This window comes from Paenibacillus sp. R14(2021) (assembly GCF_019431355.1).
Taxonomy (GTDB): Bacteria; Bacillota; Bacilli; order Paenibacillales; family Paenibacillaceae; genus Paenibacillus_Z.
On the sequence record NZ_CP080269.1, the window covers coordinates 3,634,545 to 3,650,446 of the forward strand.

10 protein-coding genes are annotated in these 15,902 nt (G+C 55.7%); all 10 read right to left on the reverse strand.

Annotation, left to right across the window (positions count from 1 at the left end):
• Positions 1-143: 143 nt before the first annotated feature.
• Entirely contained in the window at positions 144-542 is a 399-nt protein-coding gene (locus KXU80_RS16970; RefSeq protein WP_219834406.1) for a ComF family protein, read from the reverse strand.
• The gene (locus KXU80_RS16975) at positions 533-3,142 is read right to left on the reverse strand and encodes an ATP-dependent helicase ComFA (RefSeq protein ID WP_219834407.1); all 2,610 of its coding nucleotides are present in this window, start codon (positions 3,140-3,142) and stop codon (positions 533-535) included. The genes KXU80_RS16970 and KXU80_RS16975 overlap by 10 nt, the downstream gene beginning before the upstream one ends.
• 256 nt (positions 3,143-3,398) lie before the next feature.
• Positions 3,399-4,067 carry a glycosyltransferase family 2 protein gene (locus KXU80_RS16980; RefSeq protein ID WP_219834408.1) on the reverse strand — a complete coding sequence of 223 codons (669 nt, stop codon included), beginning with the start codon at positions 4,065-4,067 and terminating at the stop codon, positions 3,399-3,401.
• A 177-nt stretch (positions 4,068-4,244) separates the two neighbouring features.
• Positions 4,245-5,402 (reverse strand): hypothetical protein, encoded by a 1,158-nt coding sequence (locus KXU80_RS16985; RefSeq protein ID WP_219834409.1) that lies wholly within the window; start codon positions 5,400-5,402, stop codon positions 4,245-4,247.
• A gap of 6 nt (positions 5,403-5,408) precedes the next feature.
• Positions 5,409-5,939: an anti-sigma factor family protein gene (locus KXU80_RS16990; protein WP_219834410.1), complete on the reverse strand. Its 531-nt coding sequence runs from the start codon at positions 5,937-5,939 to the stop codon at positions 5,409-5,411.
• Positions 5,936-6,580: an RNA polymerase sigma factor gene (locus tag KXU80_RS16995; RefSeq protein ID WP_219839085.1), complete on the reverse strand. Its 645-nt coding sequence runs from the start codon at positions 6,578-6,580 to the stop codon at positions 5,936-5,938. The genes KXU80_RS16990 and KXU80_RS16995 overlap by 4 nt, the downstream gene beginning before the upstream one ends.
• Positions 6,581-6,749: 169 nt before the next feature.
• Positions 6,750-7,478: a response regulator gene (locus KXU80_RS17000; RefSeq protein ID WP_219834411.1), complete on the reverse strand. Its 729-nt coding sequence runs from the start codon at positions 7,476-7,478 to the stop codon at positions 6,750-6,752.
• 6 nt (positions 7,479-7,484) lie between these two features.
• Positions 7,485-8,591 carry a sensor histidine kinase gene (locus KXU80_RS17005; protein WP_374987794.1) on the reverse strand — a complete coding sequence of 369 codons (1,107 nt, stop codon included), beginning with the start codon at positions 8,589-8,591 and terminating at the stop codon, positions 7,485-7,487.
• Positions 8,592-8,714: 123 nt separating this feature from the next.
• Entirely contained in the window at positions 8,715-11,417 is a 2,703-nt protein-coding gene (locus tag KXU80_RS17010) for a stalk domain-containing protein (protein WP_219834413.1), read from the reverse strand.
• Between the two features lie 149 nt (positions 11,418-11,566).
• Positions 11,567-15,901 carry an Ig-like domain-containing protein gene (locus KXU80_RS17015; RefSeq protein ID WP_219834414.1) on the reverse strand — a complete coding sequence of 1,445 codons (4,335 nt, stop codon included), beginning with the start codon at positions 15,899-15,901 and terminating at the stop codon, positions 11,567-11,569.
• Between the last annotated feature and the right edge of the window lies 1 nt (position 15,902).

A 15,902-nucleotide genomic window follows, 5' to 3' on the forward strand; every position in this document is an offset into this window, starting at 1 on the left:
AGCCGATATGTGACTCCATATTAACTCATAAATGGACAAAATTCACCATAATTTTTTGAGGGGAACGAGCAGCAAGAGCATAACCGTAGGAAGCCCGGTGAAATCGCTTAACCGGTTTGTGCGGGCAATTTCCAGCGCATGCACTAGGATCGGGCCAGCGTTAGGCTGTAGATTTCAACGTGTAAAGCAGGATTTTCAAGATTGATAGATTCGAAAAGCGTTCGCGCGCAGGCATGGACCGTGCTTCCTGTCGTGTAAATATCGTCGATCAGCAGCAGCCTTACGACATGCGATTGCACAGAGGCGGACTTGCTCTTCTTGATCGTCGCCAGCATGTCACGGAGCGATTCGGCATCTGCCTGGAATAAATGTAGCGTGTCGCGCAGACGCGCCCCTCTCGTCTTCGAGCTCTGCTTGCTGCTGTGACGCGTGCGGCGAAGCACATCATGAAGCGGAATAAGCGCTGCCTGAGCCAGATAAGCGCCGAGCCGCTCGGCTTGGTTAAAGCCGCGTTCAAGCAGACGATCTTCGCTCACCGGCACCGGAATAATCGCATCCGGCTGAAAAGGACTCCGGCTCTGAATCGCCGCTTCAGCAGCCAAAGCGCGATAGGCCGCATACAGCATCTGACCGAGCACCGGCGCCAGAGCCTCATGACCCCGGTACTTATACAGCGCCAGCCATTCGCGAATCTTGGCATCGTATCGCACGGCCGAACGATTGACGATGCGGTCCGCTTGCGGGCGTCGGATGCAGTCAGGACAGTGCTCCGGTCGCCCGCAGACTGGGCAGCGAATATAAGCAATCCACGGAATGCCCCGATAACACGCGCGGCACAAGGCTGAGAAGAGCCCCTCCTGCCCCTTGCCGCAGCTGCTTCCGCAGATGAGGCAGGCTCCTGAGCTTGGCGAGAGAAGCGAAGTGAGAGCGGGCAACCCCTGGCAGATCGAACGCCAATAGATACGGATGGACAATCGGATTCCCCCCCTTTCTTCGGAAGCAAATAACCTTGCCGTCTCGCAATCCGGTTCATGCCGCGAATTTGAGCGATTGCGGATTGCTGGGCGCGCGTCCGGACAGCGGCGCAGAAGTATACGCTGCCTGCCGGGTCCTCGCTGGACCTGCCGGCGCGTCCCGCCATTTGAATTAACGAAGCATCGTCGAACAGCCTGCCGTCTGCATCTAGGATGAACACATCGCTCCTCGGCACCGTAACGCCCCGCTCCAGAATGGTCGTCGTCACGAGGAGCCGGATGGTTCGATCACGAAACTGCTGTACTTTGGCCGTCCGATCCGGGTCTTGCGATGATGTTCCCCCGATGGGTAGGGCGGGAAAAAGCTGCCGCAGCCGTGCTGCGAGCGGCTCTACCTCGCGGATCTGCTGCACGAACACGAAGAGCTGCGCGCCGCGGGCGATCGACCTCCGGAGCGCTGCCGATAAGCCGCGGGGCAAGCCGCACTGCGCCAGCAGTTTCCTTACAGGCGGAATTCGAAGCTGTACCGGCACGGGGAGCGGATGTCTGTGAAACCGTACCGGTACGCGGACATGCGGCAGGCGGCCGGATCGGGCCTGCGAGCGCAGCTCGGCTGGAGGCGTTGCGGACAGCAGCATGTTGACGCCCTGCGGCTTGCACGCATGGCTTGCCGCGAATTGCAGCATGGGGTCCCCATGATAAGGAAAAGCGTCGATCACATCAATAATGACAAGCTCGAAGCCTTCTCGGAATCGAAAAAGCTGATGTGTCGTCGCAAGCGTAATGTCACCTTGATCCCAGCGCTGCGGACTTCCACCGTAAAGGGTGACGACGGCAGCATCAGGAAATGCTTTGCGAATGCGCGGATCCAGCTCGAGCACAACATCCCGTCTAGGCGTTGCGATGAGCGCTCGCCCGCCGCCGGATAGACATGCCGCGACGAGCGGGAAAATCATTTCCGTTTTGCCCGCTCCGGTGACCGCCCAGAGCAGGAAACGGCGGCTGTCGTTCCCTCGGTCCGCAGGCGCGGCCATATAGGCCAGCGCCGCGGAGGCTGCCGCCGTTTGGGCGGGGCTAAGGTTCCAGGCCGCCAGGCTTGGGAGGGCGGGCGGTTGAGAGCCCTGTTCCGCGCTGCGCGTGAGAGAATAAGAGCCTGGCGCCGCGGGTTGGCCGGCGCCGCCGGCACAGCTCGCGCCGCTCACCGCGGCGGGGCTCGGCGTGCCGAGAATGAGCAGGCCGCATTCCCGGCTGCGGCCCATCGCGAGGCATGCCTCGCAGTACGCGCATGCGCGGCCGCACGCGGCGCATGGCGTGCGGCGCATGCGCGCCATGCCGCTGCCGCAGCGCTGGCAGCGGAGCCGCGGGCGCGGCCTCGCGCCCAGCAGCGCTTGCAGCCACCGCAGCAGCCGGGGCTGCGGCTGCGGGGCGACCGCGCCGCCCAGGCGCAGCCGGCCGAGCAGCGCGGCCAGCTGAAGCGCGGGTGCCCACGCGCTCCAAGATGCCGCCGCTTCGCCGGCCGGCCCGGCCGCGCCCGCGGCCTCGAGCAGGGCGAGCGCTTCGCTGCTAAGCAGCGCTCGTCCCTGCAGCAGCGCAGCGACGCGGCCAGCACGCGCCGCCAGCGCCCGCGCGCCCGCGGCATTCGCGCCGGGCACGGCCGCGCCTGGCACATGCTTCGCATGTGCATCCTGCTGCCGAGAAACGGGCAGCCCCATGCGGGCGTCGCCCGCCCAAGCCTCGCTGACCAGGCGCTGAAGCACGCCGCCAAGCTTCTTCACAAGCTCGGCCTCCGCTTTTTCCTTCTCGCTTCCTCCGTTATTACCGTGTCCATCTCTCTCTCCGTTATCGCGCCGTCCCTCGCCTTCTTCTAGACTTGAGCTCCTTACTCCGGCTTTTTCTTTGCCCCTCCCCTCGCCTTCGTTCCCATCCAATTCCTTGGCACGTCCGCCTTCTGGCCAACGTTCTACGATCTGCAAGGCATGTCCAAGCGGAATCGGCTCCGACCAAGTGACGATCGTCAGCCCCAGCTCAGCTGCCGTAGCACCTACCGCTGCACCGACTGCTTCACGATAATGCCGATCCAGCCAGTAGGCATAATCGACCTCGGGGACCATCGTCCAGAACGCCTTTGAACCTTCCTTCGTCCCCGCTGCATACACGACAACCTTCATGGCAATGCTTTCTCCCTTCGTCATTCGAATCATTCGCTGCGACGGGCTTTACTTGGATCTGCTTTCCCCCGCATCGCTCCCATTCACCCGAAAAACCAAAAAAGCACACCCATAACCGCCTTCCGGCGGTCATTCGGGTGTGCTTCACTCGCTATCATATGCAGTTGTATAAATTATACATCGCCCTCCATCCGCTGCGCAATCCATCTTCCTCGGGTCTGTGACGCACGCACTTCATTCCCCGTGCTCAATTCCATCAGAAGGGCAGCTTCGACAAATCCGCCGGATCCCGCAAATCAATCAGCACCGCATGCTCCTTCACCGAAACAACGCCTTCCGCCTGCAGCATCCAGAGCAAATGCGTCGGTTCAAGCGATTTGCCGGCCGGACCCGACATGCCTTTCTTACCTTGCATCAGCCTTTTCATCGAGCGGCCCGGCTGCTGTTCCCCTGGTTCTGCAGCTTGCTGCCCCATTGCGGTGTCATCCTGCCTGCTGCCCCATTTCCCGCGAAAACGTTGCCATTTTGCTTGACCCGCATCATTTGAATTCGAACTAACCGGCTCTGCGCTCGTTGCTGGCGCCCCTTCGTTCATCTGATCATCACCAGCCGAATGCTTATCGCTATGTCCCGCAGTTGAATGATAATGCACATCCATGTTTTGCTTAGCAAAGCACCTGACAATATGGATCGTCTCGTCCTCCGACCCGCTGTCCACCACGGTCACCTTCACCTCCGTGCCCGTGAGATGCGAGAAGCGTCGAAGGGAACGCATATACCACTCCATCTGATGCCCCTCGTTGCCTGCAATCAGCACATAATGCTTCGCGCTTCGCACACGTCCCCGCCGCAGGGCGGAATAAACATGGATGACGATGACAGCCAAGGCGTAACAGCCCAAAATCCCCGCTAATACCGGAATCAAGGCAGCCACCTCCTTTTTTGTGACATCATATGCCGAGCAGCGCCCAGAGGTGACGGACAAACAGAGAAACAGCTCATTGTCCGCGTTCCGCACGGGTCAATTTTTAAAGCAAGCAGCACCCACATAACAAAAAAGGCCGATCGTGAGCGCATCACGAATCAGCCTGCCTGCTACGATTTACAAATCAGCACGTTGCTGCCCCGTTCCATCCGCCCCGCTCTTCGCACCAGGCCCGGCCAGCAGCTTGATGCCTGCTCCGATCAGCAGCAGCGCCGTCAGCCCGGTCTTGAAATAATACCGAAGGTTAATGTAAGGCAGCCAATCTCCCATGATCCGCTGTAGATATTCAAGCACTACACGGTCAGCGATGTAGTAAAGGCCAAGCCCCATAAGCCCGATGCCGAGCCACTTCTGCCGGTGCAGCAGCCAATCGACGATCGGCACATCCCTGAGCATTTCCCCATTGTTGTAACGCGACTGCTGCTGCAGCGAGTCGAAGAAGGCAAAACACCACAGCAGAGGCACCATGAACAGAAACAACGATAATTGCAGCACGTCCAGCAGATAGATCGACAGGAGGAAGCCCGCCATCAGCTGCAGCCCCCTGTTCGGCAATCCCAGATACATATGTCCCGCTCCCGGCAAAATCGACAGCACCGTCGCCATCCAGCGGCTGCGCTTGCCCCCGCCGTGCCGATGCTCATCCCAATCGTCCAGAATGGACCGATCCTGCAGCGCTTCTCCGCTTTGCTTCAGCCCGACGAGGCGAATCGCATCGAACATCGCGTAGAGCCAAATGATCGGCAGCGCCAGCAGGAACGTGAGAAAGCCCGGCTGATCCGCAAGAACGGCAACGAATACAATCATCGCGAGCAGACCGAAGAACCCGATCATGAGGCTCATGCCGCGCTGCATCAGTCCCAGCTGAAGATGGCCGAGCCCGGGAATAAAGGACAACAGAATCGTAAAGAACCGCTCGCTCGCATCGTCGCGTACCGGCTGCCGGATGCCGGTTTGATAGAACCGCTCATCGCCCATCGACATCGGCTGCTGGAGCTGCGGCCCGAACGATTGACTCGCCTGCGTGCTGCCGCCGCTGCGTACGAGATAAATGATGAGATCGAGCATATTAATCGCCCAGATCACGAAGGAGAAGAACATTCCCGCGAACAGAAAATCTTCCTCCCTGCTCGACATTCCTACTGCCAGTGCCATAAACAAGCTCATTACACAGAGGATGAGATATAGGATGCCGCGGCCTTTGCGCCCCACGGCTATATGGCCGATGCCCGGGAAGAAGCCGAGGAACAAGGTCAATACCGGATTTTTTACCACGTACGATCACTCCTTGCCTGCGTTAGTAGATTTATCCGACTTCGCAACGAAAGCTTGAATGACTGCAGTCGTGCGCGTCATAATGGAGGTCGATACCGACTCCGTCTTGCTTCCAAGCTGCGCTTCGAGTTCATGCGGATGGGTCGCCAGACGCTGGAACACCCCTGTCGACATGAGCAGCAGCATGACGAAGACGGCAATGAGATAATGGATCATCGTCTCTTTTCGCTTGCTGCGTTTTGCCGGCGCTCTTCGATTGACGGCTTCGCCTGAAGGAGGAGGCGGATTTGGCGGCGACGTCGTTACGCGCCAATTGAGCGCATGCGATCGAACGGTATCCATCACTTGATCCGTAATCGCGGCCGCGCGATCCACGTGCAAGCGCTCCACCCGCGGCGCATCTACAGTCAGCACGTCCATATATAACGCGAGGCAGGCGTCGCAGCTTTTCAAATGCTTCTCCGCTTCAACCCGTTCCTCTTCCCGCAGCTCGTCCGCGATATAGGCAAGCCATTCTTCGGCAGTTCGATGCTTCATTCCAGATCCTCCTCCTTCCAATGCCTGCGCATCCACTGCTTCGCACGGTAAAGCTTCGACTCGACGCTGCGTACCTGCAGCTGCTCCCGCTCCGCAATCTCTTTCTGAGAACGGTCTTCCAAATAGTACGCGCGCACGACCTTCCGATAGCTGTCCGGAAGCGATGCGACTAACTGGCGCACGCGGCTTTGCCTTTCACGTGCCAGCGCCTCCTGCTCCGCGGGAGGTGCAAAGCCGATGGCCGCCGCTCCCTGGCCCGCGCCCGTGCCGGCTGCGTCTTCCAATCCCGCAGCCTCCTGGCGGCGAATCGGCGCTCCCGAATTCCCTTCATCTGCCGCAGCCAGTGCTTCATGCCCGGCCCGCTGCAGCAGCGTATCCTTACGTATGCGGCGTCTCTTCACATCGATCGCCAGATTGACGGCAATGCGGGATGCCCATGTTTTGAAGCCTTCATTCCGGTAACCGGGCAGAGAGAGATAGATCCGCACAAGCGTCTCCTGCAGCGCATCCTCCGCGTCCCTTGTATCTCGCAGCACGCTCCAAATCAGCCGATACAGCTCATCCTGATAACGTACCGCTAGCTCGCGATAAGCTTCGCGGTTGCCTTGCCGGATTTGCGCAATAATGTCCTCGTCCGGAATCGTTCTCCCTCCCCTCTACCTCAATAGACGAACGCGCTCCCGCTTACCCCTGCACCGGCCGTTTATTTTTTCCCTCGGCCATCGGCAATCGCGTTCCGCGCATGCCGGCCTGAACCGAAAAGAAGCCCCCGCAGGCGCGAAGGCTTCTCTCTTCGATATGTATGTCTCGTTACAGCGTAACCCAGCCGAATTTGATCGCGTTGATAACCGCTTGTGTCCGGTCATCGACCTCCATCTTCTGCAAAATGCTGCTTACGTGGTTTTTAACCGTTTTTTCGCTTATAAATAGGAATTCCCCGATCATCTTATTGCTCTTGCCTTCTGCCATCAAACGAAGTACTTCGGCTTCGCGGCGAGTGAGCGGGTTGTTCTCGCTTGCAATGAATTTGACGCCGGTTTCGCGTGCGGCTGCAGCTCCTGAAGTCGCGCCGATCTCATCCAGGTACGTCATGCGGCGAAGCTGGTTGATCAGCTTGCCCGTTACTTTGGGGTGGATGTACGCATAGCCGTTCACGACGGAACGAATCGCGTTCGCCAGCGCCTCCGCTTCCATATCCTTGAGCAGATAGCCGCTTGCACCTTTGCGCAGCGTTTCAAATACGTAACTCTCATCGTCGTGAATCGAAAGAATAATAACCTTGACCTCTGGAAAAATATCGCGTAGCCGCTCGGTTGCAACTACCCCGTTCTCAATCGGCATGTTGATATCCATCAGGACGACTTCCGGCCTCGTCTCGTTGCAGAACTCCAGCACCTGTATGCCGTCGTTGCATTCGCCGATCACTTCCAAGTCATCTTCCATATTGAGAATCCGCTTAAGTCCTTCGCGGAACAACTGATGATCATCAGCGATCAATACTTTGATCTTGCGCTTGCCGTTCGTTGCTTTCAATTCCATCGTCAATTACTCCTTTCTCGTTTCCGCGTTGATGGGGATATGAATCGTGATTTTCGTGCCTTGATCGATCGCTGATTCGATCTCCATCCTCCCTTCAAGCAGCTCAACCCGCTCACGCATGCCGATCAGCCCGAAATGGACGCTGTTCTTGGCCCTTGATTCAATCAAATCCGCGTGAAAGCCGACGCCATTGTCTTTGACGACAATTTTCACCATTTGTGCTTGAAAGGTGATTTCGAGGGAGACATAAGACGGGTTCGCATGTTTGAACGCATTGCTGAAAGCTTCCTGCACCATACGATAGATGCCGGCTTCCATAGCCGAAGGCAGTCGAATCTCTTTGCCGATCGTGTCAAACATCGTGCGAATTCTACTTTTCTCTTCATAGTCTTGAATATATTTACGCAGAGTAGGAACAAGTCCCAGGTCATCCAATGCCATCGGACGCAAGTTGAAAATAATCTTACGAATTTCTTCAATCCCGGAACGAACCTGACTCTTCAAATCTATTAATTCTTCGTGCACGATTTGAAATTCCTGCTTCACGAGCATTCTTTCTGCAATTTCCGTCCTAAGAACTAGGTTCGCAAGCGATTGTGCAGGACCATCGTGAATCTCCCGGGCGATCCTTTTGCGCTCTTCTTCCTGGGCCAAAATAATCTTCAGCCCGATCTGTTGTCTGTTCTTGGCGGACTCCAGAATGCGCGTCACTTGATTCAAGTCGCCGGACAAGTACTCCAGCACTACGTTAATCTGCGAAGCAATCGATTCTGCGCGCTCAATGGACTTCTCCACGCCGCGCACCCGCTGCTGCAGCTCATCCCGGCGCGCCTTGAGGTAGGTTTCCTTCTCTCGGAACACCATGAGCTCGAGCTGAAGCTGCGTCGCCTTCTCGTAGGCAGTTTTGATATCCTCTTCCTTGTATCGCACAAAATCCCGGCTGACCTCGGTTAACCGCATCCTTGCCCTGCGATACTCGAGCTCCAGCTGGTCGACCTTATCAATAATGGCCGCAGCCTCCGCGAGCACCTCGTTCAATTCCTGGCCGAGGGAAAACATTTCCTTGCGTGCCGACTCGCAAATCTCGAAAATCTGATATTTGCTGTCCTCCATCACAAGAACCGCGTTTTTGATCACCCGATCGATATCGTTTATACGATAATCCACGTTTTCTCGGCCTACTTTCTTCTAACTATTACTGCTATCATATCACAAATTTGGGCAAAGGCGCCCATCTCATTCGACGGTAATCGTGCCCAATTTGCCGTCCCAATTGACATGTAGGCCTAATTGCTCGGATACGAGACGGATCGGGACTAATGTACGTCCGCTGCGGGTGATCGGCGCTACATCCGACTGTTTTCGGGTTCCTGTCAGCACGTAATCCTGTTGTCCTACGCGCATTTCCAGCAATTGATTGCCTCTTAGCACCGTGACTCGCTTGAGCGCGGCATCCCAGTCTACTTGAGCGCCCATGGCCTCCGTGACGAACCGCAGCGGGAGATAGGTCGTCCCTTGCAGCAGGAGCGGAGCGACATCCAGCTTATAAGGCTGTCCGCCGACTGCAGCCGACTTCGAGCCAAGCTTCAGGTCAATCCGCTTATGCGGCGGCTCAGCCACGACCGCGGCGTACTGGAAGGCGATGTTGTCGTAGCCGATCGCCCCTGTCAGCTGGCGCTCGTCCTGGCCGTCCTCCAGCGATGCGACATAGAGTCGTTTCAGCGTAACCGGGTAAGCCATTTCGTCAGCCGGCAGGTTCACCTTGAGCGATTTCCAGCCCACCCAGTCCACCTGCTTCGCAAGCGTAACCAAATGTGCGGCACCCTTGCTGTCGATGAACTCCGCACGTACCCAGTTCAAGCTGCCGTCGCCCATGACGTCGATGCTCATGGCGGATGGATTGCCTTCTACCTTGCGGCCCGTACCGTTCAGAACGGCATATGCCGCTTTCGTCCCGCTTCCGTTCGTAAAATCATACTGCAGCTGCAGGACACCAGAAACATTAGTTCCTGGCAATCCCGTCACGACTGCAGCGGTACCCCCTACACCATTCGTACCCTGGAACGAAATTGGGTAGGTCTGGGTTTCAAAATTATCGAATTTTTTGTCAGTTCCTGTCGCCAGTACCGCCATCGACGAGAAACCATCATAATGAGCGATCACGTAGCCCGCAGCTGCATCCGGATTCACGCTGTCGATCGTCAGCACACCATCCTGCACTGTCCCCTTGAAGCCTCTCAGCTCCCATTTCACAGACGAAGAAGGCACCGTCAGCTTACGGCCGTCGTTCAACGTGACATGCACAGGTACGGACAACGTCTTGCCTTGTTCCAGAACGAGGGAGCTTGCATCCACTGACATCAAGGAAATCGCGTCGCCTCCGATAATTTCCACACCCCATTTATCGGTTACCTTACCGGACTTGACGGTGATTGTTGTTTGGCCTGCCTTGGTAGCCGTAAAGGTATTGCCCGCGAAAGCACCGAACGACGCGTTTGCGCTCCATTGCGGCGTCATCGTTCCCGGGTCTACCGGATTATAGAAGGTGTCGTACGCCTTCAGTGCGTATGAGGCTTGCTGTCCGATAAACAGCACGCTGCTGCCGCTGGCTTTGATCCCCATGAGCGGGCCGGCCGGTGCGGTCGAGAAGACCCCTAGTCCGTTCGCCACTTGGCGCTGCGTACTGCCGTACTCTGTAGGGAAGCTCAGCTGTGTTGCCGTCTCTCCCAGCGGACGCGATACCATTGTCGTCGAACCGCCGCCGTCCAAGTTCATTCCGCGCCATACGCCGAGCTTCACCATCAGCTGCTGCAGCTCCGCCAGCGTGACGCCTTGGCTGCTGCCGCTGTCTTCAACCGTAATAATCAGCACCTTCTGGCCGTCCTTCGTATAACCGAGGGCCGTGCGCGCCCGGTCGCTGTTGGGGCTGATGCTGCTCGTGCTGCGCGAGAATTTCGCCGCAGCTCCCTGGTCCACCAGAATCGTATGGCCGCCGATCAGCATTTGCAGCGCATTCGCGTCTACTTTCTGTCCCGTCGATTGCGCGATCAGGTTATAGCTCGCTGTTACAGCCGTTCCGATCTGCAGATGTTCGCGCGCATACTGCGCCGCTTTCCCGTGTGTGCGCAGAATGTAGCCGTCTGCCGGCACGGTGCCTGTAATCATCGCATTGTCGGCGAACTGCGTCACCACGCCGTTCTGGACCAGCACCTCCGTCGGCGTCGTCGAGCTGTCGCTCGCATCCGGCCGCGACTGCGTCCATGCGCTCGTATAAATATACATCGCGTTGGCATGGCTGTAGCCGTCGTCCGGCTCCGTCTTGTAGGCTGCCTTGTTGATGCCTGTCAGCGCGAAGGTCGTACCGTCCCCTGCAGTAACTGCCCCTTCGAAACTATAGGTATCAATCGTCGGCTTATGATCGGCTGTTACCGCGAACGCATACATCCCCGTCAGCTTGGAGGGGCTGACTACGAGCGAACCGCCTTGTACTTCTGCCCCAATCGGCGAGCCCTTCCCGTTCGCCGTATTGAAGTAATCACCGTTTACGCCCGCAACCGCTCCCGACTTGCTGACCATATTGCCGACCGAGCTCACGCCAGATACCGATCCGGCTTTGCCGTTCATAACGTCGAGCTTCACATATGGATTGTTCAAATCCACTTCAATGACATGTACATTGGAAAGCACAGCGCCTGCGCCAGGCTTGCTTGTCCACGAATAATCGACACGTTTCGCGCCGGCTGTAATCATTTCCTCGCTCACGCGAACCAGTTGCTGCTGCACCGCCATTTGAATGGCTGTATCGTTATCCGCGGCGGATGCAAAAGCGGGCAATGCTATCAATAAGGGCTGCGTCAGCAGCGCAGCTCCGAGTGTCCATACCAGTAATCGTCTGCCGTTTCTGACCGGCTTGTCGTTCTTCTTCCCTACGCTATGCATGTGTCTAGCAACTCTCCCATCTCGAAGTCTAGTAAGTTAGACTATGGAAAGCATGGAAAAGTTACGTCTGATAGAAGAGTCCTATCAACATCATTCAGGTGACAAAAAAAAGCTATCCATGTCGATTCGACAGGATAGCTCTCTTCCAATTAAATATCTAGAAAATCTACATAGGCGAGAAGCCGCTTTACCATTACGGCAGCTTCTGCGCGCGTTGCGTTTTTCTTTCCGCCGAACGTATTGGCCGTCTGGCCGTTGATAATGGCAGCTTCTACCGCTTTGGCCACATCGGACTGCGCCCATGTGCCGATTTTCCCGCGGTCCTTGAACTTCTTCAAGGTGTCGGCAGCATTACTCTTCAAGCTGATCTGGACGCCTGCAGCACTTGCAGCACGCACCATCATAGAAGCCATTTGCTCCCGCGTAATCGGGCTATTCGGCTTGAAGGAGCCGTCCGTCATGCCCGCCACGATGCCCGCTTTGCTTGCAGCCCCGATATAAGCCGCCAGGACTGTCGACGAATTAACGTCCTTGAACTTCGCTGCGGCCGAACGGTCTCCCGTGAGCCCTAGGCCTTTTGCGATGAACATCGCGAAGTCGCCCCGCATAATGGCTTTATCCGGCGCAAAGGCGGTCAAGGTGCTGCCTTCGACGATGTATTTGTTGGCAAGCAAGAGAATATCATTGCGCGCCCAATGCTTATTCAGATCGGTGTAGCTGACCGCTCCTTTTACAACGGCATACACGCTATTGCCTTTGCGCTTGAACGTGATGACCGACTGTCCGCCGACTTGCGTCACCTGAGTCGGTGCATAGGAGAGCTTGCCCGTCTGCGGATCCATCCATACGACAGATACTTGTCTGCCGTCCAGACCGCCGGTTGTCTTAATCGTACGCGTAACAAAACCGCTGAAATCGCTGACGCTCTTCGTCTGTCCGTTGCTTGATACCGCAAGCTCGAAGCTGACCGGGTTCACAAGCGTCTGCGCTCTTGTCCCGTTTAATTGCGTCGTAAGCGCCGTTCCCAGCGAGCCGGCGTTCGTATCAATGGATACGATCAGTTGGCCGACTGCTCCGCCCGCGTTCATCATTTGCGCAAGCTGGGTGAAATTAAGCGCGCTGAGCGGAATCTCGTACGTGACCGATTTGTAAGCAACCGCGATCGAGGCGTTGGATGTTGCCTTCTTCACGTCCTCCAGCGCGCCTAGCGGAAGCGCGACGGAAGCCGCGTTCTCGGTCGATGGTACCGTGAATACGACCCTAGGCACCATGCCGCCTACTGATCGGATGGCATTGTAGGCAGACGTTACTTTCTCTGCCGTCAGAACGAATTGATTCACTGATGTGCCTGCAGGCGATACCGTCTGTGTTGTCGTTGCCGCGGTTGTCTTAATGGACAGTCCGCCGTCTGCAGCCGCTTCATAGTCATTGCCGGTATTGTCGGCCCACGTCGTCTGATTCGCGACGCTGACATCTGTGAAGGAAGCCGGCATCGCGCCTGTGGTGGAGCGCGGCCCAACGCCGTTGTTGCTGTAGCTGACTTTCACCGCATCGCCTATGCCAACCGGCGTATACAAGCTGAGGACAACGGACGAGCCGCTGATTGCTGCGCTCGATACCGGGCGGATTCCATTATTCACCTTCACCGAGAATTGCGTCGTGGAGACCGAGTACGACGTATTCAGCGGGGACGCGAAGCTGATCGTTACCGTACTGCCTTTGGCTATAATGCCGTTCAAGGCAAGTGTCGTTGCCGATCCGCCCGTCTTAACGCCGCTGAAGGCAGGGGCGGAATTACCGCCAAGATCCGTCAGGGCTGGTGAGCCGCCCACGTAAGAAACTAAAACAACATCTGCCGCGGTTGTTGAAGAGGCAAGTGTCAAGGTCACCTGCATGCCATTAACAGAGACGGAATAGACTGATCGCGCCGAGCCGTTTACGGTCACATAAAATGAGGATGCCGGTGGAACCAGCGCGCCGTTCATGGCTTCGTCGTAAATAAGCGTAACTATCGCGCCCGAGACTGTAATGTTTTGCAGAATAGGTGCCTTCGTGTCCTGCCCATTCAGTATGTAGAAGCCGCTGAATGCTGGAAGGGCATTATTCGACATGTCCCGAAGAGGATAGGAAGAAGGCGAGTACGACAAAGTCACGTTTTGTCCTATCGTTACTGCATTTCCGCTGATTGTAAGAAAGACCGAGCTTCCCGAACTCGATATTTGCGTAACTGAGCGAGAGTATCCGTCAATCGTTACCGCGAACTGCGAGTACGCATTAGGACTGAGTTCTACGATCTCCTCACTGAGCGTCAATATAATGATGTTCCCACTGATCAAGCCGCTGACTTGCTTCGGCACAGTCGTGTCTGGAACATTGGTAACATTGATGTTGGAGAAATTAGCCGCTGATGTACCAGCAAGGTCTTTAATCGGATTTGTTCCGGCCGAGTATGAGACCTTAATTACCTGGCCATATGCAGCAGGAGTCTGAAGCGTAAGCGTGACGACCTGCCCGCTAATGGAAACGCCGGTTATTGTGCGGCCTGCTCCGTTAACGGTTACATAGAAGTTTGCTGGAAACGGCGTTGTCGCTACACTGTTATTCAAATTTTTGTTAAATGTAATGGCTATCTTGCTGTATCCAATTAAATCAGCTTTAGTGACTGAAGGCGCACCCGTCGAAGAATTCGATGTCCGAAAAGTCCACTGGTACTGATTCAAAATACCGTCGAATGCATTTCCTGCCATGTCAGTCACAGCTCCAGCAGCGATTTCCACGTAATACTCCGTGGATGCAGCCATATTTCCGTTGACGGTAATAACCAACTTGCTATTATTGTTTGGGTCGATGGAGAATGACGCAGCAATGACGTCTGCAGCGGTACCTCCAATACGTTTGATCTTTATCGCGGAAGCATTCGATCCCAATTGGATGGGCTCGCTAAACATAGCTTCCAGCTTCACACCTAGAAGCGGTACATCCGTAGCTCCACTAGCCGGATTTTGTGCCACAATCGCAGGTTTGATGTTATCCTGCGTGACCGTGAACTGCCAGCCTCCCGAACCTTGAATGCCGACAAAATAGTTGCCTTTGGCATCAGAAAATGCCTGACCCCCAATTTCCACGTAGTAGGCATTGTTACTCACATACACTATACTCGCATCTGTGACCGTAATTTTAGATGTCCCGCCTCCGTTTACCTTATCGGAAGTGACAGGCAAGCTAGCGAATACTGCACCAGACGGCGATGATCGGATAATAATATTCCCCGTTCCCGGATATACCGGCTCCGAAAAATTCATTTCAAGGCTTAGTGTCTGCGTGGCTTGTGTCCCCAGTGGTTTGCGGTCTGCAAGCAGCGTTGGCGGCGTCATGTCGTTACCCGGATCGGTAATGAAACTCCAAGTCCGAGCATCCGAAATACCTTGATACTGTTTAGACGGTGAGTACGTATCCTTAAAAGCACCCGCATCGATCAAAACGTAGAAACCTCTGCTCGGAGCCAAATCAGCGGGCGGATTTACGATAACATCCGTCCCCCCTGCATTAGGAACATAGCTCACATAACCGGAGTTAGCATCGATCGTTTGAACGATGGCATTATCGGCTATATTGCGAATGGTGATACTCCCCGTATTCGCTGATACTTTTCCGGGGAAGCTTAACGTAAGATTAGTCGACACGCTAACCGCGTATGCATTATTGGCCGGGGTCAGTGTTGGATCTCCTAATGGTGGGGCCCCAGTAGTAAACCGCCACTGCGCTGAACTAACGCCAATGAACTTGTTTCCCGATGCATCCTGAAATGAACCATTTGGTACAATGACTTCATAAGTGCTATTGCCTTGCAACGTGTTATTCAGCGTAATACTGATAAATTCTGTCGAACTTCCAACCACTCCTGGTGCGTTGACACTGATGGATTGCATATCACCGGGTTGAGCGATATTTGTTACCGTAATATTCCCATTTGCAGCGTAAACTGGCTCGCTGAAGCGCAGCGTAAGCTTCGTGCTCACTCCTGCTACCGCTCCATTAGCCGGTTTGAAGGGAACTGTAGTATCAAGTGAAGGCGGCGTTACATCCGCTGACGCAATCGTTGTGAAACTCCAGCTGACCGCGCTTGTCAATCCGGCGAAGTTCGCACCATTTCCCTCGTTTGCAAAAGCTCCTTGGTCAATGGTAACGTAGTAACTGGTGTTAAGAGCAAAATTCGTGCTTGGCGTAATCGTCACGAGATTCTTGTTCGTACCCGTCCCGACAGCGATTTTACTGTCCGTCGCGACTACATACGATTCAAACACTACGTTGTCCAGTTGTCTGCGGATTTGAATCGTAGCTCCTCCCGTGCCTTTTCTAACGTTCTCATCGAAAGCTATAATTAAATTAGTATTCAGGGGTACATTCGTCGTATTAGCTGACGGCGATAAACTCGAAATCGCTGGCCCTGCTGCTGCAGCCTCCGCAAGTGGTGTCTTGAACACA